The organism is Terriglobales bacterium (genome assembly GCA_035543055.1).
Classification (GTDB): domain Bacteria; phylum Acidobacteriota; class Terriglobia; order Terriglobales; family Acidobacteriaceae; genus JAIQFD01.
Genome location: DATKKJ010000058.1, coordinates 24,143 through 48,753, shown reverse-complemented (window position 1 = coordinate 48,753; position 24,611 = coordinate 24,143). Strand labels below are relative to the sequence as shown.

The 24,611-nt window shown below is 66.1% G+C and carries 23 protein-coding genes; 14 read left to right on the top strand and 9 right to left on the bottom strand.

Annotated elements, in window-relative coordinates:
• A partial coding sequence (locus VMS96_04980; protein HVP42760.1) for a ComF family protein occupies positions 1-663 on the bottom strand: 663 nt, incomplete at its 3' end.
• Positions 664-897: 234 nt separating this feature from the next.
• Here VMS96_04980 and VMS96_04975 point away from each other — a divergent pair.
• From VMS96_04975 to VMS96_04940, 8 genes are all read left to right on the top strand, one after another.
• Complete coding sequence (locus VMS96_04975) at positions 898-2,940, top strand: oligopeptide transporter, OPT family (protein HVP42759.1); 2,043 nt, start codon at positions 898-900, stop codon at positions 2,938-2,940.
• Positions 2,941-3,086: 146 nt separating this feature from the next.
• On the top strand, positions 3,087-3,767 hold the full coding sequence (locus VMS96_04970) for a YggS family pyridoxal phosphate-dependent enzyme (GenBank protein ID HVP42758.1): 681 nt from the start codon (positions 3,087-3,089) through the stop codon (positions 3,765-3,767).
• A 40-nt stretch (positions 3,768-3,807) separates the two neighbouring features.
• Positions 3,808-4,101 (top strand): DUF167 domain-containing protein, encoded by a 294-nt coding sequence (locus tag VMS96_04965; GenBank protein HVP42757.1) that lies wholly within the window; start codon positions 3,808-3,810, stop codon positions 4,099-4,101.
• A gap of 74 nt (positions 4,102-4,175) precedes the next feature.
• Positions 4,176-5,456, top strand: coding sequence for an MFS transporter (locus VMS96_04960; GenBank protein HVP42756.1), 1,281 nt, complete (start codon positions 4,176-4,178; stop codon positions 5,454-5,456).
• Between the two features lie 117 nt (positions 5,457-5,573).
• On the top strand, positions 5,574-6,308 hold the full coding sequence (locus tag VMS96_04955) for a DNA alkylation repair protein (protein ID HVP42755.1): 735 nt from the start codon (positions 5,574-5,576) through the stop codon (positions 6,306-6,308).
• 142 nt (positions 6,309-6,450) lie between these two features.
• A complete protein-coding gene (locus VMS96_04950; GenBank protein HVP42754.1) occupies positions 6,451-7,620 on the top strand; it encodes a Xaa-Pro peptidase family protein in 1,170 nt (389 codons plus the stop codon).
• The gene (locus tag VMS96_04945) at positions 7,621-8,031 is read left to right on the top strand and encodes a DUF6677 family protein (GenBank protein HVP42753.1); all 411 of its coding nucleotides are present in this window, start codon (positions 7,621-7,623) and stop codon (positions 8,029-8,031) included.
• Positions 8,028-8,204 (top strand): hypothetical protein, encoded by a 177-nt coding sequence (locus VMS96_04940; GenBank protein ID HVP42752.1) that lies wholly within the window; start codon positions 8,028-8,030, stop codon positions 8,202-8,204. The genes VMS96_04945 and VMS96_04940 overlap by 4 nt, the downstream gene beginning before the upstream one ends.
• Before the next feature lie 85 nt (positions 8,205-8,289).
• On the opposite strand, the gene VMS96_04935 is transcribed toward VMS96_04940, so the two are convergent.
• Both VMS96_04935 and VMS96_04930 read right to left on the bottom strand, forming a co-directional pair.
• Positions 8,290-9,324: a GNAT family N-acetyltransferase gene (locus VMS96_04935; GenBank protein ID HVP42751.1), complete on the bottom strand. Its 1,035-nt coding sequence runs from the start codon at positions 9,322-9,324 to the stop codon at positions 8,290-8,292.
• A gap of 160 nt (positions 9,325-9,484) precedes the next feature.
• A complete protein-coding gene (locus VMS96_04930) occupies positions 9,485-11,155 on the bottom strand; it encodes a glycosyltransferase family 39 protein (protein HVP42750.1) in 1,671 nt (556 codons plus the stop codon).
• 171 nt (positions 11,156-11,326) lie between these two features.
• Here VMS96_04930 and VMS96_04925 point away from each other — a divergent pair, with 171 nt between their 5' ends.
• The 5 genes from VMS96_04925 to VMS96_04905 all read left to right on the top strand — a co-directional run bounded on the left by VMS96_04925 (position 11,327) and on the right by VMS96_04905 (position 16,936).
• Entirely contained in the window at positions 11,327-11,566 is a 240-nt protein-coding gene (locus tag VMS96_04925) for a hypothetical protein (protein ID HVP42749.1), read from the top strand.
• Between the two features lie 161 nt (positions 11,567-11,727).
• A complete protein-coding gene (locus tag VMS96_04920) occupies positions 11,728-14,013 on the top strand; it encodes a trehalose-6-phosphate synthase (protein HVP42748.1) in 2,286 nt (761 codons plus the stop codon).
• Between the two features lie 35 nt (positions 14,014-14,048).
• On the top strand, positions 14,049-14,843 hold the full coding sequence (locus VMS96_04915; protein ID HVP42747.1) for a trehalose-phosphatase: 795 nt from the start codon (positions 14,049-14,051) through the stop codon (positions 14,841-14,843).
• Entirely contained in the window at positions 14,840-15,532 is a 693-nt protein-coding gene (locus VMS96_04910) for a DUF5752 family protein (protein ID HVP42746.1), read from the top strand. The genes VMS96_04915 and VMS96_04910 overlap by 4 nt, the downstream gene beginning before the upstream one ends.
• Positions 15,533-15,553: 21 nt before the next feature.
• On the top strand, positions 15,554-16,936 hold the full coding sequence (locus tag VMS96_04905) for a glycosyltransferase (protein HVP42745.1): 1,383 nt from the start codon (positions 15,554-15,556) through the stop codon (positions 16,934-16,936).
• A 7-nt stretch (positions 16,937-16,943) separates the two neighbouring features.
• Here VMS96_04905 and VMS96_04900 read toward each other — a convergent pair whose 3' ends face one another.
• From VMS96_04900 to rimP, 6 genes are all read right to left on the bottom strand, one after another.
• On the bottom strand, positions 16,944-17,900 hold the full coding sequence (locus VMS96_04900; protein ID HVP42744.1) for a bifunctional oligoribonuclease/PAP phosphatase NrnA: 957 nt from the start codon (positions 17,898-17,900) through the stop codon (positions 16,944-16,946).
• Positions 17,900-18,289 carry a 30S ribosome-binding factor RbfA gene (rbfA, locus tag VMS96_04895; GenBank protein ID HVP42743.1) on the bottom strand — a complete coding sequence of 130 codons (390 nt, stop codon included), beginning with the start codon at positions 18,287-18,289 and terminating at the stop codon, positions 17,900-17,902. Before rbfA ends, VMS96_04900 begins: the two co-directional genes overlap by 1 nt.
• Positions 18,290-18,431: 142 nt before the next feature.
• Entirely contained in the window at positions 18,432-18,722 is a 291-nt protein-coding gene (locus VMS96_04890; protein ID HVP42742.1) for a DUF503 domain-containing protein, read from the bottom strand.
• Positions 18,723-18,795: 73 nt separating this feature from the next.
• On the bottom strand, positions 18,796-21,756 hold the full coding sequence (gene infB / locus VMS96_04885) for a translation initiation factor IF-2 (GenBank protein ID HVP42741.1): 2,961 nt from the start codon (positions 21,754-21,756) through the stop codon (positions 18,796-18,798).
• A gap of 101 nt (positions 21,757-21,857) precedes the next feature.
• A complete protein-coding gene (nusA, locus tag VMS96_04880) occupies positions 21,858-23,417 on the bottom strand; it encodes a transcription termination factor NusA (protein ID HVP42740.1) in 1,560 nt (519 codons plus the stop codon).
• Positions 23,418-23,468: 51 nt separating this feature from the next.
• Positions 23,469-23,966 carry a ribosome maturation factor RimP gene (gene rimP, locus VMS96_04875; protein ID HVP42739.1) on the bottom strand — a complete coding sequence of 166 codons (498 nt, stop codon included), beginning with the start codon at positions 23,964-23,966 and terminating at the stop codon, positions 23,469-23,471.
• A gap of 261 nt (positions 23,967-24,227) precedes the next feature.
• On the opposite strand from rimP, the gene VMS96_04870 reads away from it, so the two are divergent.
• On the top strand, positions 24,228-24,602 hold the full coding sequence (locus VMS96_04870) for a hypothetical protein (GenBank protein ID HVP42738.1): 375 nt from the start codon (positions 24,228-24,230) through the stop codon (positions 24,600-24,602).
• The last annotated feature ends 9 nt before the right edge of the window (positions 24,603-24,611 follow it).

The following is a 24,611-nucleotide window of genomic DNA, read 5'->3' as shown; positions in this document are numbered from 1 at the left end:
GGCGCGGCGCAGGACGCGCGCGCACTCGGAGACGGTGGTGCCGGTGGTGAAGACGTCGTCCACCAGGACGACGTCGCGGCCGGCGATCTGTTCCGGCGCCATGACTGCGAAGGCCCCGCGGACATTGGCCCGGCGCTGGGCCCGGGTCAGGCCGATCTGCGAGGCGGTGGCGCGCCGGCGCACCAGCGCACGGGTGCTCATCGGGAACCCGGGGCGCAGCTTGAGGGCGGCGCGGGCGATCTCTTCTGACTGGTTGAATCCGCGCTCGCGCAGCTTGGCGCCATGCAAAGGCACCGGGACGATGAGCGGCAAAGTGTCGCCGAAACTGGGGCGGAGGTCGTCGAGGACTTCGGCCAGCATGCGTCCCAGGACGCGGGCCGCCGGGCGCACCTGTTCGTACTTCAGGAGATGGATGAGTTCGCGCAGGCCGCCGTCGTAGGCGCCATACGCCGCCGCTTTGGCGAAGCGCGGCTCGATGCGGCGGCACATCCCGCAGAGTCCTTCAGCAAACTGGCTCTCCAGGCGCTCGCCGCAGAGGCTACAGGTGTGGCAGTCGGTAGGGCGGATGGCTTGGAGGCAGGCGTCGCAGACGGGCAGGCGGGAGAGGCGGGTGAGGGGCTGGCGGCAAAGTCGGCAGTCGGCGGGGAACAGGATGGCCAGCACAGCCTGAGCGGCTTCGTCCAGCCACGCGAAATGCCCCGCCCTGCTTGGGATCTGGGCCCGGGCCCGGCTTAGGTCACTGCTACTGCTGAAGACGACCCTCCAACTCCTCGAATCGGGAGACGTCCAACAGTATAGCGCAGCGTGCGGCACTTGTGCCGCACTCGGGCCGGTGCTAGCCTGTCCGGTCTGACCGCAACACGCATCTAACCCTTCGATTCTGCGAGGCTTAATCGGATGAGTACGACTGCACCCCCGAGCGGCGCCGAGCGCAAGTACCGCCCCTATGTACCGGTAGACCGGGAGATGAAAGAGTTCACGTTCCGGGCGGTCCTGATCGGGCTGCCGCTGACCGCCATCCTGGGCTTCGCCAATGCTTATCTGGGCCTGAAGGCGGGGATGACCATCGCCGCCACCTACCCGGCGGCGGTGATCGGCATGTCGCTGCTGCGGCTGGCCAAGGGCTCGATCCTGGAGGAGAACATCGCCCGGACCATCGGGTCGATCGGCGAATCGGTGGCCGCCGGCGCCGTCTTCACCATCCCCGCCTTCGTGCTGGCCGGGGTGTGGCCGGTGTTCGACATGGAGCATGCCTACTGGCCGTCGGTGGCACTGATGGCGGTGGGCGGCACGCTGGGCATCCTCTTCGTCACCCTGCTGCGCCGGGTGATGGTCGAGGACCCCGAGCTTCCCTACCCCGAGTCGGTGGCCGCCTCGGAGATCCACAAGGCCGGGCAGCAGGGCGCCAAGGCGGCCAAGATCCTGTTCGCCAACATGGGCTTCGGCGCGGTGATGTACTTCCTGTCGCAGATCAACCTGTTCTGGTACATCCGCGCCATCCCGGTGAATATCGCGTCCATGATGGGCGGGCTGCGGGTGGGCCGTGGCGCCAACGCGCCGTCGGTCGCCACCGGCGGCCTGACGGTGTTCAATTCCCCGGCCGTCAGCCCCGCCTATCTCGGCGTTGGCTATATCATCGGGCCGAGGCTGGCGGCGCTGAATTTTGCGGGCGGGGTGATTTCGTGGGGACTCTTAGTCCCGCTCCTCGTTTACTTCCTGTCGCCGGGGATCACGGCGAACCTGCCGGCGGGAACGACGCTGGGGCCGGGTGACCTGGCGCGCAGCGTGTGGTACTCGATCGTGCGTCCGATCGCGGTGGGCGGCATGCTGGTGGGCGCCGGGTTCACGCTGTTCCGCATGCGAAAGCAACTGATCGTGGGCATGAGGCGGGCGATCTCGGACCTGAAGAAATCGACGGAAGCGCACAAGGCGGCCGACCGGACCGAGCAGGACCTGAGCTCGAAGGTGGTTTTCCTGGGCATCAGCGTGGTGTTCATCTGCATGGTGCTGCTGTACCTGTACTTCTCCAAGACGTTGCCCGGCGCGGCGGTGGCAGCGATCGTGATGCTGGTGCTGGGGTTCTTCTTCGCGGCGGTCTCGGGGAACCTGGTGGGGATGATCGGGTCGTCGAACAACCCGGTGTCCGGGCTGACGCTGTGCACGCTGGTGGTGGCGGCGCTGTTGATGGTGGCGCTGGGGGTCAAGGGGCCGGGCGGGGTGGCGGCGGTACTGGGGGTGGCGGCGGTGGTTTGCGTGTCGTCGGCGGTCGCCGGCGAAATGCTGCAGGACCTGAAGGTCGGACACATCCTGGGCGGCACCCCGTCGAAGATGCAGATCGGGGACTTGATCGGGATCGTGATCGCCAGCCTGGTGCTGTTCTTCCCGCTGATGATGCTGCACAAGGCGTACACCTTCGGCAGCGCGGCCCTGTCGGCGCCGCAAGCCGGGCTGATGGCGATGCTGGCGCAGGGCATCGTGGGCGGCAACATGGCCTGGCCGCTGGTGGTGGTGGGGATCTTCATGGGTTTCGCCATGATCATGCTGGAGGTGCGCAGCCCAATGCTGTTCTCGGTGGGAATGTACCTGCCGCTGGAGACCACGTTCGCCATCTTCGTGGGCGGGCTGGTGCGCTGGGGCACGGACAAGATCCGCGACAAGCGCGGCTACAACGAAGCACAGAAGGCACGAGTGGACAACACCGGGGTGCTAACGGCGTCGGGGCTGATCGCGGGCGAGGCGCTGTGCGGGATCGTGATCGCGGCCATCATCGCGCAGCAACTGGCCAAGGGAGGTCCCGGCCAGCTCTTCCAACTGGAATGGGGCAACCACTGGATCTCGGGGCTGATCGCGTTCGCGGTGCTGATCGCGGTGATGATCAGGCTGCCGCTGGCCAACGCGGGGTCGCCGGACGAGCCGGCGCCGCCGACAGCCATCATGTGACCGCGCTTGCCGGGCGTGAGCGGGGCGGGAGCCCGGCGCGGTCGTCCTGAGTGCGAAGCCGAAGGATCTTTTCACCACAGGCACAGAGCGCACAGAGTTTTTCTGGGTTCTCTGTGCCCTCTGTGTCTCTGTGGTAGGTTCTTCGAGTGTCGATCGCGGACAACATCGCGCGGGTGCGTGAGCGGATGGCGGCGGCGGGGCTGCGGGCGGGGCGCTGGCCGGATGAGATCAAGCTGATGGCGGTGAGCAAGACGGTGGAGCCAGAACGCATCGGGGAGGCGTACGCGGCGGGGATCCGCCTGTTCGGGGAAAACCGGGTGCAGGAATTCGAGAGCAAGGCCGCGGCCCTGCACGACCTGGCGGAAGCGGAGTGGCATCTGATCGGGCACCTGCAATCGAACAAGGCGAAGAAGGCGGCGGAATTGTTTGGAGCCGTCGATTCGGTGGATTCGCTCAAGCTGGCGCGGAAGTTGGATGAGGCGGCGGAGAAGCCCTTGCCGGTACTGATCGAGATCAACATCGGCGGCGAAGAGGCGAAGTCCGGAGTGGATCCGCACTCCGGCGACCTGGAAGAGCTGTTGCGGGCGGAGTTCAAGAAGGTGGAGGTCCGGGGATTGATGGCGATCCCGCCGTTCACCGAAGACCCGGAGGGCGCACGCCCCTATTTTCGCAGGATGCGGGAGCTGCGCGAGGAGGTAGCGCGCAAGTGGCCGGGCGTCAGAGAGCTCTCCATCGGCATGTCGCATGATTTCGAGGTTGCGATCGAAGAGGGGTCGACGTGCGTGAGGGTGGGGACGGCGATCTTCGGGGAGAGAGCAAAGAAATAGCTTGGCCCGCGCGAGGGCGCGCGGGCTACTTTGTGCGTTCATGATCCCGATCAAGGAGAGCGGCGGGATGGTGACGTTCGCGGTGAAGGTGCATCCGCGGGCGAAGAGGAACGCGATCACGGGAGAGGTGGGGGAGGCGCTGAAGATCGCGCTGACCGCGCCGCCGGTGGAGGGACGGGCGAACGAGGCGGTGATCGAGTTGCTGGCAGAGGTTTTGCGGGTGCCACGAGGGTCGGTTAGCATAGCCGCCGGGCAATCCAGCAGGAGCAAAGTGATGCGCGTGCGCGGGCTGACGGCGGCGCAGGTGGAAGAGAGATTGCGTAGCGCGATCTGAGGGCGACGCCCGGCGGTAGGTGAGCGGCCCGTGCGAGGGCGCACGGGCTGCTTTGTGAAGATCAAGGAGAGCGATTGAGCTTTGCGCAGCGGCTGGAAGAGGTACGGACGGGATTCGAGCGGCCTTTCTGGGTCGCCAACATCAGCGAGATTTTCGAGCGACTTTCCTACTACGGCGCGTTCTCTTCACTCGCGCTCTATCTCCAGGAGAAACTGGATTTCTCGACCCAGCAGACGGGGACCCTGACCGGCATCTTCGGGGGGATGGTATGGTTCCTGGCCATCTTCGGCGGGGCGGCGGCGGACCGGCTGGGATTCCGGCGGGCGCTGTCGGTGGCGTACCTCATCCTGGCGGTGGCGTACTTCCTGATCGGGTCCATCGGAGCGCCGTGGCTGGGGCCGGTGCGCAACGCGGTGCCGCTGGGGCTGTTCGTCGGGTTCATCCTGATGCTGCCGGCACTGGGCATCTCGCTGGTGAAGCCGTGCGTGGTGGGCACGACGGCGCGGGCATCAAAGGAGAACGTGCGCTCGATCGGCTACTCGATCTACTACACGCTGGTGAACGTGGGCGGGGCGGCGGGGCCGTACGTGGCCTCGTGGGCACACCGCAACCTGGGGGTGGAGAACGTCTACCGGGTGGCGGCGCTGAGCGTGTTCGCGATGTTCGTGGTGGTGCTCATCTTCTTCCGCGAGCCGCGCAAGGCGGGCGAGGCGCCAGCGCCCACCATGGGCGAAGTGGCGCGCAACTTCGCCACCGTGGTGCGGAATTGGAAGTTCATGTCCTTCCTGATCATCTTCACGGGCTACTGGGTGGTGTTCTGGCAGCAGTACATCAGCCTGCCCGGGTACCTGCACAGCTACGTGGACCCGCGCGCCGACGTAGAGCTGATCCTGATCACCGACGGGCTGACGGTGATCTGTTGCACCATCGCGGTGAATTACCTGACGCGCAAGATCCCGGCCTTCCAGGCGGTGATCATCGGGACGGTGATCACGTCGCTGTCGTGGCTGATCCTGGCGTTCCGGCCGACGGTGTGGGGGGCGGTGGCGTCGATCCTGGTGCTGGCGATCGGGGAGATCATCCAGGCGCCGCGCTATTACGATTACATCTCGCGGCTGGCGCCGTCTGGGCAGCAGGGAACGTACATGGGGTTCGCGTTCCTGCCCATCGGGATCGGATCGTTCATCGGGGGATGGGCGGGAGGCGCGCTGATGCACCATTTCGGCGAGGTGAACAAACAGCCGGAGCGGGTGTGGTGGGCGGTGACGGGAATCGGGTTGGCGACAGCGGTGGCGCTGTTCGCCTATGACCGGGCGGTGAGGCCGGAACGTTCTGCCGCCCGTGAAGGCGCTTAGTTTCGCGTGGAGGGCTGAGGGCGGGACGCCCTCAGGACAGCCGGCGAGACGCCGGCGCTACGTCACAAGCGGCCCGCGCGAGGGCGCGCGGGCTACTTTGTCGAGATTGATGACAATATGAAGAGTTCGGCTGGGACAGCGCGCGAAATCCGCTCCGCGTTGAAGCGGGGCGGGTCGGCGGAGCATGCCAAGGGCGTGCAGTGGTTCTTCAAAGAAGAGATCCGGTCGCACGGCTGGTACACCGCAGACCTGAGGCGGTTCGCGCGCAAGAGCGCGCGGGAGATGGCGGCCAGCGGCGGGGATGCCGTGAAGGTGGCAGACGCCCTCTTCCGGGGCGACAATCTGGAAGAAAAAGTGTTCGCAGTGTTGTTGCTGGAGAAGTCGGTCGGGAAGTTCGGCGACAAGGAATTCAAGCTCTTCGAATCGTGGCTTTCGCGGGTCAGCAGCTGGGCGGACCACGACGGGCTGGTGCACTATCTGATCGGGCCGATGATTGCGGCGGAGCCCAAGCGGGCGGCGCGGGTATTTGCGTGGGCGAAGTCGAGAAACCGCTGGCACCGGCGGGCGGCGACGGTGGGGCTGATCCGGGGCACGCGGAAGCACTTGTTCTTCCCCGAGATCAAGCGGGTCACGGAACTCCTGCGCCAGGACCAGGACGACATGGTGCAGAAGGGATTGGGATGGCTGCTGCGGGAGACGGCGAAATCCGATCCGGGGAAGACAGTTCCCTATCTTCTGATGATTCGTGACCGGATCCCGCGGTTCGTACTAAGGACGGCGTGCGAGACGCTGAGGGTGGAGCAGAAGAGGCGGGTGCTCGGCGTGGCCGCGGCTGAAGCCGCATCCTCTTAGGGACTTATCGTCCCCCGGCTGAAGCCGGGGGCTTCCACCGGGCCCGGCCGAGGGCGGCCGGGCTACAACTTCGTTGGGGATGGCCCGCGCGAGGGCGCGCGGGCTACTTTGTGAAGATGTGTGATTAAATAGAAGATTCGCTATGGACCTGAAGGCCATCCAGTCTGCGCTGCGGGAGCGAAAGTTCGACGCCTGGCTGTTCTACGACCACCATCACCGGGACCCCATCGCCTACAGCATCCTGGGAGTGCCGGCGAGCCTGATGGTGACGCGCCGCTGGTACTACGTGGTGCCGGCGGAAGGCGAGCCGGAGAAGCTGAACCATCGCATCGAGAGCCATCACCTGGACACCTTGCCGGGGCGGAAGCGGGAGTACTCGTCGTGGCCGGAGCAGCACGAGCACCTGAAACAGATGCTGGCCGGGCACAAGACCATCGCCATGGAGTACTCGCCGCAGAACGCCATCCCGTATATCGGGCTGGTGGACGCAGGGACGGTGGAGCTGTTGCGCAGCTTCGGCAAGGAGATCGTCAGCTCAGCCGACCTGGTGAGCCGGTTCGAAGCGGCGTGGAACGAAGACCAGGTGCGCTCGCACTTTGAGGCGCGGGACGCGATCGACCGCATCGTGGAAGAAGCGTTCAAGGAGATCGGGCGGCGGGTGCGCCACGGCGGCACCAGCGAGTACGAGATCCAGCAGTGGTTCCTGGAGGCGTTCCGCCGGGAGGGGATCACGACCCCGGACGGGCCGGTGGTGGCGGTGAATGCCAACGCCGGAGACCCGCACTACGAGCCGAGTTCCACGCGCTCGCAGCAGATCAAAGAGGGCGACTGGGTGCTGCTGGACGTGTGGGGGAAGAAGGAGCGCCCGGGCGCGGTGTTCTACGACATCACGTGGACGGGATTCGTGGGCAAGACGCCGAGCGACAAGCAGCGCGAGGTGTTCGGCATCGTGACCGCGGCGCGCGACGTGGGGGTGAAGACGATGCAGGAGGCCATCTCCGCCGGGCGCAAGCTGTACGGCTGGGAGGTGGACAAGGCGACGCGGGAGTTCATCGAGTCGAAGGGCTACGGCAAATACTTTACCCACCGGACCGGGCACTCGATCGGCAGCGCCGACGTCCACGGCAACGGCCCCAACATGGACAACCTGGAGACCAAAGACGAGCGCGAAGTCATTCCCTTCACCTGCAATTCCATCGAGCCGGGTATCTACCTTCCGGAATTCGGCGTGCGCAGCGAGGTGAACGTGCTGGTGCGTCCCGGCAAGGCCGAAGTCACTGGTAAAATCCAGCGGGAGATCATTCTCATCTAGATGGCCAAGGCAGCCGCGACAAAACCTACTCCCGCTCCGCCGCTGACGGCGATGGCCGTCGTGGCCCCGGCGGTGGGATGGCTCATCCCGGGCGCGGGGCACTTGATCCAGAAGCGCTGGGGCCGGGGCCTGCTGCTGATGGCGTCGGTGGGCACCATGTTCGTGCTCGGCATCCTGATGGAGGGCAAGGTGTACGCGCCCAACACGGGCGACATCCTGGACGTGCTGGGGTTCGTGGGGGACGCGGGGGCGGGCGGGCTGTACATCGTGAGCCGGGCGCTGGAGATCGGGCGGGGGGCCATCCAACTGGCCACCGCATCCTACGGGACGATGTTCATTATCGCGTCCGGGCTGCTGAACGTGATCAGCGCGGTGGATGCCTACCACATCGCCATCGGGAAGAAACCATGATCCTGTCGCACTTTTCCGCCGCGCTGGTGTTCTCGCTGTTCGCCTCGGTCGTGTTCGGCATCACCCAGCGCAATACCCCCCGGGAGATGTTCCGCTACGGAGCGAAGTGCTTCGCGTTCTTCGCGGCGGGAGTCATCGCGGGCGGATGGGTGATGTGGCTCATCAGGCATTGAGAAATTGGGTAATTGGGTAATCGGGTAATTTGCAGGGGCGATTTTCAATTACACAATTCCCCGATTACACAATTACACAATCCTTCTAGCCTTCCCAGACAAATGCATCGAAGACCCTGATCACATCGAAGCCTAACCGCTTGTAGAGCTCGACGGCGCGGTGGTTGGCCTCGGTGACGGTGAGGGAGAGCGAGGAGAAGTGTCGGCGGCGCAGTTCGGCGGTGGTGGCCGCCATCAGCGACTCTCCGATCTGGCGGCCGCGATGCTCGGGCAGCACACAGACCTGGGTGACGTGCCCGACATCCTCCTTGACCCGCGAGCAGAGGATGATGCCGACCACGGTGTGGGTGCGGCGGCTGATGGCCACGAACGACGACTCCCCATCGAACACGCCGCACCCGGGAAAGCGCACGATGTTGTTCAGGAAGCGCATGGAGCCGCTGACGCTGCGGTACTGGTCGTTGATCTCGGCGTCCACGTGACCGCGGTAGGCAGCGGTGATGACCGAGGCCGCGCCCTGGAAATCGGCTTCGCTCCACTTGCGCAGTTCGATGTCGGGAGGAAGTGTCAGGTGATCGGGTCCATTCCCACCCGAGCCGACAGCGGACCCGGGTGTGGCACCCTGGGCGAGCGGCAGAACCATGAAGAGGCGGCGATAGCCGCGGAATCCCTGCTGCAAGAAGGGGCGGGTGACGGCGCCGGTCTCGTGCATCAGCAACTGGGCCTCGACGCGGTGGATGCCGGGTGAATGTTGCAGGGTCTCGATGACGTGGGTGAGCAGGGCGGATTGCAGGGCGTCGCCGTTGCCCTGGCGGGAGCCGGGATGGACATAGAGATCGCCGATGACGCCCTTGCCGCCCTCGTAGACGAAGAAGGCGTAGCCGCGCACGTGGCCGTGATCGACGGCGGCGTATCCGGGGAGGATCTTGGCATCTACGTAGCGGAGGATCATCTCCGCCGAGCCGTGATAATCCCAATCGAGTTGGCGCACCCACTCCCGCGACTCCTCCTCGAGCAGAGAACGGAGGTCCTTGGAAGCAAAGTGCCTGAGGTCGATGATGTCCAGAGAATGCTCCTGTGCGTGGGCGGCGGGGGATGCCGGGACCAGCGCGGGGGACACCCAGGAAAAGTCTAGCTGTGCCGGGGCGGCAGCGCCAAGGGATGCGGTCGCGGGAACCATGGTGGATACGGCGTAAGAGGGCCCGGCCGGGGCGGCCGGGCTACAACTTCGTTCAGGAAAAGCACAGCGCGGCCGGGGGCGGCCGCGCCACGTAATCCCTTTAGTGGTGATGCGGGTGCTCTTCAGCGGGGGGCGGGGGCGGGGAGATCCAGAAAAATTCCAGGCGCTGGGCGGGAAAAGAGCCGATGTGGGAGAGGCGTCGCGGGGCGACGGCGTCGGCGATGTCACGCTCGTCCCCGGTGCGCCCGACCACGAGGTGGTCGGCGGCGGGGACCTCTTCGCGATCGTAACGAGGGATGGGCTGGTTGCGATAGAAGGCGAGGCCGTATTCGATCTCGCGGTTGGCGCCCTCGCCTTTGACGCGGTGTCCGGGAGAGTACAGAGCGACGGGCGCCTTGCCGCCGGTGATCTCAACGACCTGGCGGGCGACCGGGCGGGCGGAGAGGGCGTTGTCGAGCGTCGGGCCGCCGGCACGGAGCAGCCAGGCGACCCCGAAGATCACGGGCGCCAGGGTGACGAAGCGCAGCATGGAGAGACCGCGGAGGCCAAGGGTGAGGAGCACGGCGGCAAAGATGGCGAGGCCGAGGACAATGGCCAGCGTCCTGAATTGCGGCGAGAGGACGAGGGGATGTCCGGCGCGGCGAGCGGCCACCAGCAAGGGCGCGAGGACGGCGCCGATCGTCAGCGCAGCCACGCAGGCGGCGTGGACCGCGGCACGCCACCAGCGCACCGGCTTGTCGCCGCGACGCTGGAGCCAGTCGGCGACCAGGATGGTGCAGGGCGGGATGGCGGGCAGAATGTATCCGGGAAGCTTCGATTGGGAGAGCGAGAAGAACACGACCACGACGATGATCCAGAGGACCAGAAAGCGCGGCAGTGGATCGTAGGCTGCGCCGGCCGCGGCGCGCTGGCGGAAGTGGCGCAGGTGCTCGAGCAGCGCAGCGATGAGGTACACGGTCCAGGGCATCACGGCCAGCAGCAGGACCGGCAGGTAGTACCAGAAGGGCTGGCGGTGGTGGTAGAGGTCCTGGACGGCGAAGCGCTCCAGGTTGTGCTGGAGGATGAATTCGCGGAAGAACTGCGGGTTGCGCAACTGGACAGCGATGTACCAGGGCAGCACGGCGGCAACGTAGAGCGCGATTCCGGGAAGCCACAAAGTGCGAACAACGATGGCGAAGTCGCGCTCGCGAATGGCGAAGACCACGACGATCAGTCCGGCCAGGACCGCGGCCACCGGTCCTTTGGCCAGCGTCCCAAGCGCGATGGAAAGATAGAAGGCCGCCAGCCAGAGGCGGCGTCCGGTGGCGAACCAAGTGTGCCAGGCCAGCATGCCGAGAACGAAGCAGGCGGCCAGTGGCATGTCGGTGGCGGCGGAGCGGGAGAAGCCGATCACGCCGGCGCAGGAGGCGGTCATCAAGGCGGCATCGAGCTCGGCGCCGGGGCGGAAGCGGCGGACGTGGAGGTAGATGGCGAACACCATCGCGGTCGCGAGCGAGGCCGAGGGCAAGCGGGCGGCCCAGTCGCTGACGCCGAAGAGCTTGTAGAAGAGAGCCGCCAGCCAGTAGTAGAGCGCCGGCTTTTCCAGCCAAGGCTTGCCGTACAGCACGGGGGTGACCAGGTCGTGGCGCTGAAGCATCTCGCGCGCGATCTGGGCGTAGCGGGGCTCATCGGCGCCGGTCAGGCCGAAGGCGCCCAGGCCGTAGAAGCAGAAGAAGGCGCAGAAACCGGCGACGGTGAGCAGGCCGAGCCAGTCCTTACGACGCAGCGGCATAGTCCAAGAAAGGGCTCACAAGAGAAACAAAGGTACACAAAGCAGGACACAAAGGAAAACCGGCCAGAGCCGGCACGGCAAAGCGACAACGACCCCTCGGCCGACTGGACATCGTCGCGATATGGACCATGTCCCGACCTGGCATCGTCCTTACGCCAGCAAGCTCCAGGCATGCTTCTCGCATCTAAGCCGGAGATGATGTGGCGACATCTGTACTCTGGGCTGCTGGAGTGCCCGTATTGCGGTAGCCACGATGTGCGTCGCTCCCGGCGCAGGGGTGGATTTGAGACCCTGTTGCTGTGGGTCCTTCGGCTGCGCGCGTACCGCTGCCGCTTCTGCTATGAGCGGTTCTTCGAATATGCCGGCGCCGTGCGCGTGAAGCCCTCCTGGGACGAGAAGGAGGCGGCGTAGGGACTGCGCGAGGCGGACAGGCGGGTCCTGGCTGTCAGTACGCCAGAGCCCTGCTGGGACCAGCCCGTTCAGCTTCGTGCAGTCAGCGCCGCAGATAGTCTCCAACGCGCCCTTCGTACCCGGCCACCGGAAAGCAAAGACAGAAGGGAGTACAGCGGAACATGCGCTTAAGCCTGCGACTGATCGTCTCCCTTGTCCTGGGCATTTCCCTGGTATCGACGATCTTCGCCTTGTATGAGGTTCATTCCGAAAAACAGAGCCGGAGGAATGAATTGCAGAAGCGGGCCGAAGTCCTGGGAGACAGCCTGCTGGAAACCGTCGAGCCTCTGGCGGCGAGAGGTTCGCGCACCGAGTTGCAACGGATCGTGACTCGCTTCGGCAACCGCGAACGCCTGGCCGGGATCGCCGTCTATGACAGCGAGGGCGTCGCGCTCGCCATGACCCCGAAACTGGCCGAGAGGATCGCCGTCGAGCCGGAAGCAGTCCGAAGCGCCATCGCCAGCAATCACGCCCAGAGCAGGTTTGTGCGCATCGACGAGGTACTGATGCACATCTACGCCCTGCCGCTCCACGGTAATGAGACCGCGATCGGCGGCCTGGCCATCGTGCACGATGCCACTTACATCAATGCCCAGCTGCAAGGCCTGTGGCGCACGACGTTCCTGCATGTCCTGGTGCAGACGCTGGCCATCGCACTCATCACTCTGTTGATCGTGCGCTGGAGTATCGCCGGCCCGATCGCCAGCGTCGCCCAATGGATGAAGGCCCTGCGCACCAACCGGACATCGGCGCGTCACAATTTTCCCGACTGGGACTTCTTCCGCCCCCTGGCGAGCGAGGTAGCCACGTTTGCGGAGAGCCTGAAGCAGGCCCGGTCGGCGGCCGAGACCGAGGCCCGGCTGCGCGACGCAGGCGAGTCGTTGTGGACCGCGGAACGCCTCGCCGTCCACGTGCGCAGCAAGCTGGGGGGCAGCCGCTTGTTCGTGGTCTCCAACCGCGAGCCTTACATGCACCTGCGCAAGGGGAAGGCGGTGGAGATGATCGTACCGGCCAGTGGCCTGGTCACGGCGCTGGAGCCGGTGCTTCGCACCTGCGACGGCACCTGGCTTGCGCATGGCTCCGGCGATGCCGACCAGGAGACCGTGGACGGACACGACCGGCTGCGCGTCCCGCCGGACGATCCCCGCTACACCCTGCGCCGCGTCTGGCTGAGCAAAGAAGAAGAGGAAGGCTACTACTATGGCTTCGCGAACGAGGGGTTGTGGCCCCTGTGCCACATCGCGCACACGCGTCCCACCTTCCGCAGCGCTGACTGGGAGCACTACCAGCGGGTGAACCGCCGGTTCGCCGATGCGGTGCTGCAAGAGATGGCGGGCACGGAAACGCCGGTGCTCCTGGCCCAGGACTATCACTTCGCCCTGCTGCCGCGCTACGTGAAGGAAAAGCGTCCTGAGGCGCGGGTGGCGATCTTCTGGCATATCCCCTGGCCGAACCCGGAGGTCTTCGGCATCTGCCCGGTGCAGCGGGAGTTGCTGGATGGCCTGCTGGCGGCCGACCTCGTGGGCTTCCACATCCAATCCCACTGCAACCATTTCATGCAGACGGTGGACCGGGCGCTGGAGTCGCGGGTCGACTGGGAACACTTTTCGGTCAAGCGCCAGGGGCACGTGACCCTGGTCCGCCCGTTTCCCATCAGCGTGGAGTTCCAGGAGCCCCCGCGCCCGGGGTCTGCGCCGGACTTGTCCGCGACGGAGCGCAACGCCCTGCTCAAGGACCTGGGCGTGGACGCGCTCTACGTCGGCCTGGGTGTGGACCGCGTGGACTATACCAAGGGCATCCTGGAGCGCCTGCTCGCGGTCGAGCGCTTCCTCGAGAAGTACCCCGAGTACCGGAACAAGTTCACCTTCGTGCAGGTCGGGGCGCCCAGCCGCACCCACATCAAGCGCTACCACGACCTGTACGCGGAGGTGGAAGCCGAGGCCGAACGGATCAGCTGGCGCTTCCAAACAGAGAACTGGAAACCTATCGTCTTCCTCAAACGCCAACACAGTCATCAGGAGTTGCAGCGGTTCTATCGCGCTGCGGACGTGTGCATGGTCACCTCGCTGCACGATGGCATGAATCTGGTGGCCAAGGAGTTCCTGGCCGAGCGCCACGATGAACAAGGGATGCTCGTTCTGAGTCGCTTCACCGGCGCCGCCCACGAGCTGCGCGACGCGCTCCTGGTGAATCCCTATGACATCGACCAGATGGCCCAGGCCATCTACTCGGCGCTGGAAATGGACCCGGCCGAGCGGAGGACACGCATGCGGCACATGCGCCGCATCATCAAGGACCAGAACGTGTACCGGTGGGCCGGTACGCTGATGGCGGACCTCTGCGGGGTGCGCCTGGACATGCCGGAGGGGCTTGAATCTCCCGCCGGCGAACGCGCATCCGTGGCCTGACCAGGTCCGGCGATGGCAAACGGAGGGTGTGAAACTTGCCGGACACCACTGACATCGTGGACCGCGAACAATTCTTGGCGCAGTTGGCGGGTGCGCGCTCGGCCGCTCTCCTGCTCGATTACGACGGGACCTTGGCACCCTTCAACGTGGAGCGTGATCGGGCCATGCCTTACCCGGGCGTGGCCCAGTTGCTCCAGGAAATCATGCGCGAGGGCTCCACGCGGGTGGTCATGGTCACCGGCCGCCCCGCCGGAGAAGTGGTGCGGTTGCTGGGTGTCTATCCCTATCCCGAGGTCTGGGGGGCCTACGGCCTGCAAAGGCTGCGCACGGACGGCAGCTTCGAGATGACGGTGGTGGACTCGGAGGCGCAGCAGGGGCTGACCGCGGCGTCCGCGTGGCTGAAGCAGCTCGGGCTACGAGACCGGGCGGAGGTCAAACCGGGAAGCGTCGCGCTGCATTGGCGGGGCCTGCCGGAGGCGGAGTCGGCTGAGTTGAAGAGCAAGGTCCTGTTGCTGTGGATGCCGCTCGCATTCCGTTTTAACCTCGGTTTGCTGGAGTTCGACGGTGGCCTTGAACTCCGAGTGACCGACAGGAACAAGACCGACGCCGTCCACACCATCCGGGCGGAAATGGGGAAAGAGGCGGTGATCGCCTACCTGGGCGACGACCAGACCGATGAGGAAGCCTTCTCTGCGCTGGGGCCGGGGGGATTTGGGGTGCTGGTCCGTCCGGAATGGCGAAGCACTGCCGCCCATCTCTGGATCCGGCCTCCCGCCGAACTGCTGGATTTCCTCTCCCAGTGGCTGCGGGCGCGCAGGAGGGGCCGTTGAGCGCTGCGCTACCCAACCCCAGGCCCTCCGGACACCCGGGCGACGCCCGCCGGCCCTTCTATTTCAACTCCTCGGTCCACCTGCTCCGCATCGGGCGGGAGGTGGCGAGGAACCTCGGAGAGTTGCTGGAGGCACTACGCTCCTGCCCCGACGACTCCATCTTCCAGCACACCTTTCGCACCCTGGAAGAGCATCACTTCATCCCCGAAGGGTTCTCCAACGATTTTGCGCACTGGGCCCTGGCGGCCTGCGGTGAGCCTGCGCTCGCCGAACGGCTGGCCGGGGTGGATGTGCGCGAGTTCACCTCGCTGGCCGACCTGCGGGCGCGCATTGTCGCGATCGTGGAGGACTTCACCCGGCGGCATCCGCGCTCTTTGCAGAAGCCGGTGGCGGAACCCTTCTACTTCTGCGCCGCCGAGAGCGTGGTGCTGCCCACGCCGTTCGTAGCCCGCAACCTGGTCGAATTCGCCGACGCTCTGGCGCGGGTCAGCGTGCACTCCATCCATCATCACTTCATCGAGGCGCGGCTGCGCCTGAAGCTCATCTCCAACGACTTTTCCGTCTGGCTGCAGGACGAGCTGGGCCTGCCCGACGCCGCCCGGCGTCTCAACCGCGTCGACATCTACACGGCGACACTGGAAGACGTGCGCCGGCAGATCATCCGCGTGGTGGAGCGGGCGCTGGCATGAGCATGGAGCAATGCCGGAGAGATGACCATAGAACGCAATCGCGATAGGGTGAGGCCATTCGAGCCCTCCCCTTCCGGCAGTCAGAACACGCCGGGGGGAGCGGCTCCAGCGAGCCTGCCTGCCCCCCAGCCGGAGCGCCGCAAGACCCCCCGCATCTGCCCCGTCCCGCCGCTTCCGACCCCAGCGCCGCGCCTGGATGACTACGGGCCGGTCACCGGCAAGCCAGTCCTGGACGAATTGCGATTCCTTGCCGGCGGGCTCCGCGGGAAGACCGTCAAGATGGTCAACTCCACGGCGGTCGGCGGAGGGGTCGCCGAGATGCTCCATCACCTGGTCCCGCTGTTGCAAGAACTGGAGATCGCCACCCGCTGGGAGGTCATCACCGGCGGCAATGACTTCTTCGAGATCACCAAGGGGTTTCACAACGCACTGCATGGCGGTGAATACCAGCTCACCCGGGAAGCGCGTGAGATCTTCCTCCTGAGCAACGAACAGAACCGGGAGCGCATGCAGTTCGAGGAGGACTTCGTGGTGATCCACGACCCCCAGCCCGCGGCCCTGGTGCGCGCCCGACCGAGCTCGCATGCGCACTGGATCTGGCGTTGCCACATCGACCTCTCCAACCCTCATCCCGAAGTGTGGGGATTCCTCCGGCCGATGATCGAGCAGTACGACGCTGCCATCTTCTCGTCCCAGTCGTTTGCGCGCCAGCTGGCCATCCCGCAGTACCTCTTCTACCCCTGCATCGATCCGCTTTCGGAGAAGAACAAGGAGCTGGAAGAGAGCTTCGTCCAGCAGATCTGTGACGAATGCGGCATCGACCGCTCCCGGCCGATCGTGACCCAGGTTTCACGCTTCGACCGGCTCAAGGACCCGGTGGGAGTGGTCCAAGCCTACCGGCTGGCCAGGAAGTACGTTGACTTTCAACTTGTGCTGGCCGGGGGCGGCGCAGCCGACGATCCCGAAGGCGCCGCCGTCCTCCAGGAAGTGAGGGCCGCGGCGAACGGCGATCCCGACATCGTGGTGCTCGACTTGCCGCCCTGGTGCGCGCTGGAAATCAATGCTCTGCAGCGTGCCTCCACACTGATCGTGCAGAAGTCCCTTCGGGAGGGTTTCGGCCTCACCGTCACGGAAGCGCTATGGAAGGGCAAACCCACCATCGCCGGCGCGGTGGGCGGCATCCCCAACCAGGTGATCCACAACCTCACCGGCGCCCTGGTCCATTCTGTGGAGGGGTGCGCCTACCAGATCCGCTACTTGCTCACCCATCCCGAGATCGCCCGGCAGCTGGGAAAGAACGGCCGCGAACATGTGAAGGAGAACTTCCTCGTGACCAGTAATCTGCGGCGTTGGTTGCTGCTGCTCCAGATCCTCCAGGACCGGGGTCCGCGGAACCCCACCTAGGTGAGCGTCATTGCTCGGGAAGGGCGAGAAAGGCGAAGCGTACCTGTGCCAGGATGCGCTCGGTGGCGACGGAGAGCGGGCCGTCGAGGGCGCAGCCGCTGGCGCACTCGTGTCCGCCGCCGCCGAAGCGGTCGGCGATGGCGGCGACGTTGACCTTGCCCTTGCTGCGGAGGCTGACCCGGAAGCGCCTTTCGGGGAGCTCGCGGAACAAGACCGCCACTTCGACGGAGGCGATACTGAGCGCGTAATTGACCAGGCCCTCGGCGTCCTCGTCGAAGGCGCCACAGCGGTCGAAATCAGCGCGGGTGATGTACATCCAGGCCAGGTCGCCGTCGCGGTGCAGGGTGGAGAGGGCGGCGCCCAGCAGGCGCATCTTCGACGTGGGATTAGCGAAGTAAACGTGGTGGGCGCAAGCCACCGGGTCGGCGCCGGCGCGCACCAGCTCCTGTGCCAGGGCAAAGGTGCGCTCGTTGGTCCCGGGGAAGCAGAACGAACCGGTGTCGGTCAGCACCGCGGTGTAGAGGCAGGTGGCGATCTCGGGGGAGATCTTGACCCCGGCCTCGCGGGCCAGGCGGAAGATCATCTCCGCGGTGGCGCAGGCGGTGGGATCGATCCAGTTGATGTGGGCGAAAGGCTTGCCGCTGAGGTGGTGGTCGATGCTGATGAGGAAGCGTTCCTCGAGCCCTTGCAGGCGGGTGCGGGCGATGGAATCGCACTCCAGGATGATGGCGGCATCGAACTGTCCCTGCACGGCGGGCGAGTGGACCACGGTGTCGCTGAACGGCAGAGGGCGGTAGATGTAGGGGACGCCGTCGGCAAGGACGACCTCGGCTGACTTGCCCATCTTCTTCAGGATCTCGCAGCATGCGAGGACCGATCCGATGGCATCGCCATCGGGCCGGGCATGCGAGGTGAGGACGAAGCGCCCGCCTTGGTCGATCGTGCGTAAGACTTTCTCCAACATCACGACTTGGTCCCAGAATCCTTGCCGCGCTTGCGGCGAGCGCGCTGCAGGAGCTCCTCGATGCGGCCGCCGTACTGTTCGGACTGGTCGAGCACAAAGCGCAGCTCGGGAGCGGTGCGCAAACCCAAGCGCTGCGCCAGCTCGTGGCGGATGTAGTTCCGCGCCGATTGCAGACCCTTCAGGCTCTGCTCGCTCTGGGTCTCGTCCTGTTCCAGAGCGGAGACGAAGACGTGGGCGTTCTTGCCGTCGGGGGCCAGCTTGACCTCGCTGACCGTAATCAGCCCGATGCGGGGGTCGGCCAGCTCGCCTTCGAGGATGGCCCCGATCTCGTCGCGGATGGCCTCGGCCAGGCGCTCACGGTGATGTTCGCGGCCGCGCTGCTCCGGCATGGTCAGACTCGCCCAGGAAAACCCATGAGCATAGCAGAGTAAGTCGCGAGTTGCGAGGACGGAGTTGCGGGAAGAAAAGACTCACCACCAAGGACACCCTTCGGCTTTCACCTCAGGGCAGGCTGCGGTGCACAAAGGAAGGTCAGAGGAAGTCGACGAAGGTGTCGACGATCTCGGCGCCGGACCGGGAGGCGATGGCGCCGGCGGAGCGCTCAACGTTCTGCATCAGGCCTTCGAGGTAGTCGCGGGAATCGGAGATGGCGACCACGCCGACGGTAGCGCGCTGCCACAGGTCGCTCGCATCCATCTCGGCCACGGAGACGTTGAAGCTGTGGCGCAGCCGGTCCTTCAGGCGGCGCAGGACTTGGCGCTTGTCCTTGAGGGACTTGGCGCCCTCGATGCGAAGTTCGATGGTGAGGTGGGCGATGGGCATGTTTCGCGTTTCACGTTTCGCGTTTCACGGGGTCTAGGTTAGCGCGAAACGCGAAACGGGAAACTTGAAACGATCAAGCCAGGACTTCGGCGGCGATGCGCTCGGTGACGAAGGCCTCAATGACATCGCCGACCTTGATGTCACTGTAGTTGGCGATGGCGATGCCGCACTCCAGCCCGTTGCGCACCTCGGCGGCGTCTTCCTTGAAGCGGCGCAGCGAACTGATCTTGCCTTTGAAGATCTGCACGTTGTCGCGCAGCAGGCGGACTTCGGAGTCGCGCTTGATGATGCCATCGTTGACGTAACAGCCGGCCACCATGCCGACCTTGGGGATGCGGAAGGTCTCGCGGACCTCAGCGCGTCCCTGGTAGGTCTCCTTGACCACCGGCTCGAGCAGGCCGGTCATGGCTTTCTTGATCTCGTCCTGCAGCTCGTAAATGATGGAATGCAGGCGGATGTCGACGTTCTCCTGCTCGGCGATCTCCTGCGCTTTGCGCTCGGGCCGGACGTTGAACCCGATGATGATGGCGTTCGAGGCCGAGGCCAGGAGCACGTCGGTCTCGGTGATGGCGCCGACCGAACTGTGCAGGACCTTGATCTTGACCTTGTCGGTGGAGAGCTTGGCGAGGGAGTCGGCCAGCACTTCGACCGAGCCCTGCACGTCGCCCTTGAGGATGATGGGCAGTTCCTTGACGCCGGCGGTTTTCAGCTGCTCGGCCAGGCCCTCGAGCGAGACGCGGGAGGACTTGGCGAGCTGGGCCTCGCGGGCCTTCTGCTCGCGGTATTGCGCCATCTGCTTGGCCCTGGCGCGGTCGCCGACCACGACCAGCTGATCGCCGGCGTGGGGCAGGCCTTCCAGGCCGAGGATCTCGACGGCGCTGGAGGGGCCGGCCTCTTCGAGCTGGTTGCCGCGGTCGTCGAACATGGCGCGCACCTTGCCGAAGGTGTTGCCGACGATGAAGCTGTCGCTGGCGCTCAGCGTGCCGTCCTGCACCAGGATGGTGGCGACGGCGCCGCGGCCGCGGTCGAGCTTGGCTTCGACCACGGAGCCGGTGGCGGGACGCTCGGGGTTGGCCTTCAAGTCCTGCAGGTCGGCCACCAGGCAGATCATCTCCAGCAGCAGGTTCAGGTTGGTCTTCTGCTTGGCGGAGACGTCGACGAACACAGTCTTGCCGCCCCAGTCCTCGGGGACCAGGCCGCGGTCGCCGAGCTGCTTCTTGACCCGGTCGGGCAGAGCGCCAGGCTTGTCGATCTTGTTGACCGCGACGATGATGGGCACTTTGGCGGCGTTGGCATGGTCGATGGCCTCCAGCGTCTGCGGCATGACGCCATCGTCGGCGGCGACCACCAGCACCACGATGTCGGTGACCTTGGCGCCGCGGGCGCGCATGCGGGTGAAGGCCTCGTGGCCGGGGGTGTCGAGGAAGGTGATCTCGCGCCCGAAGGCGGGGGAGTTCTCGTCGGTGATACGGACCTTGTAGGCGCCGATATGCTGCGTGTTGCCGCCGGCCTCGCCGCCGGCAACGTCGGTGGAGCGGATGGAGTCGAGCAGCGTGGTCTTGCCGTGATCCACGTGGCCCATGATGGTGACCACCGGCGGACGCGGCACCAGGCCGGTCGTCTCTTCGCTCTTCAGCTCGGCTTCGACCATCTCCTGGGCCGCCTGCTCTTCGAAGCTGATGACGTTGGTCTCCGCCCCGAACTGGCGGGCCATGTCGTTGGCCAGGGAAGCGTCGAGCGTCTGATTGATGCTGGCGAAGACGCCGCGGGCGAGCAAGCGCGCGATGACGTCTTTGGCGCGCACACCCAGCTTTTCCGCCAAGTCCTTGACGCTGATGCCTTCGGTGATGGTGATGCTGCGGGTGATGGGCAGGGGTTCGGCCGCATTCAGCGCTCCCAGGCGCGGAGGCGGAACGAAGCCCTTCATCGGGCCTTCTTTCACCCCGCGCGGAACATACCGCTGCCCGGGACGGCGAGCCGGACCACCGGGACGTCCCGTGGGACGGCCGGGCGGGGGCGGCAGCGCACCGGGACCGACGCCGAGCGGGCGGCCGGTGGGCATGGCGCGCGTCGGATGCATCGGCCTGCGCTCGCCGGGACGCAGCGGCGGGCGCGCACCGGGAGCTCCGGTGGGACGTGGACGCTGGAAAATGGGCTGGCCTGGAACGGGGCGTCCGGGCGCGGGACGTCCCTGCGCACTCGGACGGCTGGCGATGGGTTGTCCTGGGGTCGGTGGACGAGGCGGCGCAGCCGGACGCGGCGGCGGGGCGGTGTACACCGGCCGAGGACCGGTCTGCGGCGTGATGACACGGCGCGATGCCGGGGGCGGCGCCGGCGCTTTCGGGGGCGCGGCCGCGGCGGGCCGTACGGCGGGCGCCTGGGGCTCTTCGATGACCACTTCTTCCTCGATCTCGGGCTGAACCGGCGGCGCGGCGGCGCGGGGCGGAGCCGGGGCAGCCGGCTCGCGCAGAGGCGGCGCTTCGACCGGCGGCGGCGGAGCAATCACCCGTCGCGGCGGCGCCACCGGCTCGGCGGCGACCGGCGCCGGCGGCTCTTCCAGCGGTGGCGCGGCAGGCTTCGCTACCGGAGCCTTAGCGGCCGGCGGTGGAGCGACAGGAGCAGGAGGTGCAGCGGCGGGTGCAGCCGGCTTGGCGACGCTGGGCGGAGCCCCTGGTTTCGGAGGAACCGCCGCGGGAGGCGGCGTGGGACGGGCCAGCGGCGGACGAGCCGCCTCCGGATGCTGCTGCTGGGTGATGGCCTTCAGGACGTCACCGGGGCGGGAGATCTTGGAAAGGTCGAACTTGGTCTTGATCTCCGGCTCGGCGGGACCGCGGGCGGCGCGCTTTTCGGCGGCAGGGGTGCCCTGCCGCTGCGCAGCAAAGAACTGCCGTACCCGTTCCGCTTCGTCGACCTCGATGGAGCTCGAGTGGGTCTTCTTTTCCGTGACGCCGACCTGGGAAAGCACGTCGAGGATGGCCTTCGACTTGACTTCGAGTTCCCGCGCCAGATCGTTGATACGAATCTTCTGCTGCATCCGCCCCGCTATTCCTCCGATTTTGTCCCGCTAGTCCATAAAGTCCTCACGGTCCTCGTCGGTTGATCTCGGCCGCTTGCAAGGCCTGAGTGATTTCGATGCTACGACTTCTGCTCTTCCGGCTCGGGCTCAGAAGGAGATGCCATCTCCTCCGCCGGACCCGGGTGCGTTGCGTCCGCCTCGGCGGCACCGGTGGCCTGGAGTTCGGCGCCCGCGGGAGCTGCCTCGGCAACGTTCGACAACGCGCTGACGTCGCCCGCCACGCCGGCGGCTTCCTCCGGAGCGGCCTCTCCCTCGGGAAGCGGCTCGCTGGCTTGTTCTTCGAGCGCAGCCTCTTCCGCAGGCGCCGCCAGGTCTCCCTGCTCGGCGACAGCGACCTCTCCGCCTTCCAGGCTAGAAAAGTAATTATTGACCGCGATACTGATTTTTTCCACCGTCTTGGGGCCGATGCCGGGGATCTCCTCCAGCTGCTCCGGAGTCATGTCGGCGAGGGCCTCGACAGTGGTGATGCCGGCGGCGGTGAGCTTCTCGACCAGGCCCTCACCCAGGTCGGGCACGCGGTCCAGCGGCGTGCTCGGCTGGTTGACGAGGGCGCTCATCTGCTGCTCGACCTCCTGCCGCTTCTCTTCTTCGCTCTTGATGTCGATCTTCCAGCCGAGCAGCTTGGCGGCCAGGCGGACGTTCTGCCCCTTCTTGCCGATGGCCAGGGAGAGCTGGGTGTCATCCACGATGACCTCAAGGTGCTTCTCGGAGGAATCGAGGACAGAGACGCGGCTGACCTTGGCCGGCTGCAGCGCCTTCTCGGCGAAGGTGACCGGGTCCTCGTGGAACTCGATGATGTCGATCTTCTCGCCGCGCAGCTCGCGGATGATGGACTGCACCCGCATGCCCTTCATGCCGACGCAGGCGCCGACCGAGTCCACGTCCTTGTCCTTGGACATGACGGCGATCTTGGTGCGCTCGCCGGCTTCGCGGGCGATGGCGCGGATGACGACCGTGCCGTCGTAGATCTCGGGCACTTCGGTCTGGAACAGGTGCTGCACCAGCTCGGGAGCGGCACGGGAGACGATGACCTGCGGTCCCTTGGACGATTTCTCGACCCGCAAGATGACCACCCGCACGCGCTCGCCGACGGCGAACGACTCCAGCCGCGACTGCTCCTTGCGCGGCATGCGGGCCTCGGTCTTGCCCAGCTCGAAGATCACGTCCGGGCCTTCGACCCGCTTGACGGTGGCGGTGACGATCTCGCCCACGCGTCCGATGTAATCGTTGTAAACCGTATCGCGCTCGGCCTCGCGCACCTTCTGGAAGATGACCTGCTTGGCCAGCTGCGCCGCGATGCGCCCCAGGACGTCGGTGGGCTTGTAGAAGCGCACTTCGCCGCCGACCTCGGCGTTGGGATCGACCTTGCGGGCGTCGTCCAGGGTGATCTGAAGGTTGGGATCCTCGACCTGCTCGGGGGCCTCGACCACCGTCTTCACCGCGAAAGCGGTGATCTGCCCGGTCTCCTTGTTGAGCTCGGCGCGCAGGTTCTCCTGGGACTTGTAGAACTTGCGGGTGGCCACCACAATGGCGTCTTCCACCGCGTTGACCACGATCTGGGGGTCGATCCCCTTCTCGCGGCTCAAGCCTTCGATCTGTTGGTACAGCAAACTGGCCATAAATCGATTTCCGGGTCGTTCTCTGGAGACGTTGCAAGCAACGTCTCAACCTTAGAATTCCGGGACCAGGTTGGCCTTCTCCACGTTGGCCAACTCGATCTCCAATACTCTTTCCGCCGCCTTGGGCTGGGCCCGCCGTTCTTTCCGCGTGGGCGTGACCGCGACCGTCAGCCTGCCGTCGCGAAAACTCTCCAGCCGCCCTTCGAAGAACCGGTTGCCCTCGATGGGCTCGCGGGTCTGGACCTTCAGGCGGCTGCCGGTGAAGCGCTCGTAATCCGCCGGCTTGGTCAGCCGCCGGTCGAGCCCCGGGGACGAAACCTCGAGTGTGTACGACCCGCCCGGGACCGCATCCTCGACGTCGAGGATGGCGCCCACCTCCCGGCTCACCGACTCGCAGTCCTGATGGGTGACGCCCTGGACCTTGTCGATAGAGATGCGCAGCATGCGGGCTTTGCCGCCTCCGCGGAACTCGACCTCCACCACCTCCAGGCCATGCGAAGCTGCCACCCGCTCCGCGATCTGCCGAATGTGGTCTATCTCGAGGGCCATGACCCACCGTCGCCGCCACTGCACCCCGTCGCGCGAAGCGTGCGCCGGGGACCCCGCCGCGCCGGTTCAAATAAAAAGTGGGCTCTCGCCCACTGATGTGTTCCGACACAGCAGTAACAAAGGTTTATGATACGCCCTCGCCGGGCAAAATTCAAACCCGCCGGCCCCGGCATTTCCACAGCTGCCGGGGATTATAATGCGCTCCGCCAGCGCGGGCCGGTTTCGTCCTGGGCCCGCATTTTCTGCGACTTGGGGGCCGCCGTGGTATCCGGAAGCACCAAGAAGATCCTCTCGGTCAGCCGCGAGCGCAGTACTCTGCTGGCGCGCAACGATGCCCTGGCAATCGCCGGCTTCTCCGTCTCTTCGCCCAAGACCCCGGAGGAAGCAATCCACATCCTCCTGACCATGGAGATCGACGTGATCGTGCTCGGGCACTCCATCCCCAAGGAAGAGCGCATGGGGCTGGCGGCGCAGTTCCGGGCGCTCAAGCCAGCAGTGCCGATCATCGTGCTCTTCGAGGACAGGCCGGGAGAGGACGAGAAGGCGGACGCGTTCGTGCCCCTGCGGGCCGGCCCGGAAGTCCTGATCGGGGCCATCCACGCCTGCCTCGAAAGCAGCGGCAAGAAGTCCGCCTAGCGGCCGCCC

Bases quoted from the DNA above. Each gene is read 5' to 3' on its own strand.
- VMS96_04890 (HVP42742.1), bottom strand. From the start codon at position 18,722: ATGCCCATCGCCCACCTCACCATCGAACTTCGCATCGAGGGCGCCAAG.
- VMS96_04905 (HVP42745.1), top strand. From the start codon at position 15,554: ATGACCATAGAACGCAATCGCGATAGGGTGAGGCCATTCGAGCCCTCC.
- nusA (HVP42740.1), bottom strand. From the start codon at position 23,417: ATGGCCAGTTTGCTGTACCAACAGATCGAAGGCTTGAGCCGCGAGAAG.
- VMS96_04940 (HVP42752.1), top strand. From the start codon at position 8,028: ATGATCCTGTCGCACTTTTCCGCCGCGCTGGTGTTCTCGCTGTTCGCC.
- VMS96_04975 (HVP42759.1), top strand. From the start codon at position 898: ATGAGTACGACTGCACCCCCGAGCGGCGCCGAGCGCAAGTACCGCCCC.
- VMS96_04900 (HVP42744.1), bottom strand. From the start codon at position 17,900: ATGTTGGAGAAAGTCTTACGCACGATCGACCAAGGCGGGCGCTTCGTC.
- rimP (HVP42739.1), bottom strand. From the start codon at position 23,966: ATGGCCCTCGAGATAGACCACATTCGGCAGATCGCGGAGCGGGTGGCA.
- VMS96_04930 (HVP42750.1), bottom strand. From the start codon at position 11,155: ATGCCGCTGCGTCGTAAGGACTGGCTCGGCCTGCTCACCGTCGCCGGT.
- VMS96_04965 (HVP42757.1), top strand. From the start codon at position 3,808: ATGATCCCGATCAAGGAGAGCGGCGGGATGGTGACGTTCGCGGTGAAG.
- VMS96_04955 (HVP42755.1), top strand. From the start codon at position 5,574: ATGAAGAGTTCGGCTGGGACAGCGCGCGAAATCCGCTCCGCGTTGAAG.
- infB (HVP42741.1), bottom strand. From the start codon at position 21,756: ATGCAGCAGAAGATTCGTATCAACGATCTGGCGCGGGAACTCGAAGTC.
- VMS96_04950 (HVP42754.1), top strand. From the start codon at position 6,451: ATGGACCTGAAGGCCATCCAGTCTGCGCTGCGGGAGCGAAAGTTCGAC.
- VMS96_04925 (HVP42749.1), top strand. From the start codon at position 11,327: ATGCTTCTCGCATCTAAGCCGGAGATGATGTGGCGACATCTGTACTCT.
- VMS96_04920 (HVP42748.1), top strand. From the start codon at position 11,728: ATGCGCTTAAGCCTGCGACTGATCGTCTCCCTTGTCCTGGGCATTTCC.
- rbfA (HVP42743.1), bottom strand. From the start codon at position 18,289: ATGCCGGAGCAGCGCGGCCGCGAACATCACCGTGAGCGCCTGGCCGAG.
- VMS96_04945 (HVP42753.1), top strand. From the start codon at position 7,621: ATGGCCAAGGCAGCCGCGACAAAACCTACTCCCGCTCCGCCGCTGACG.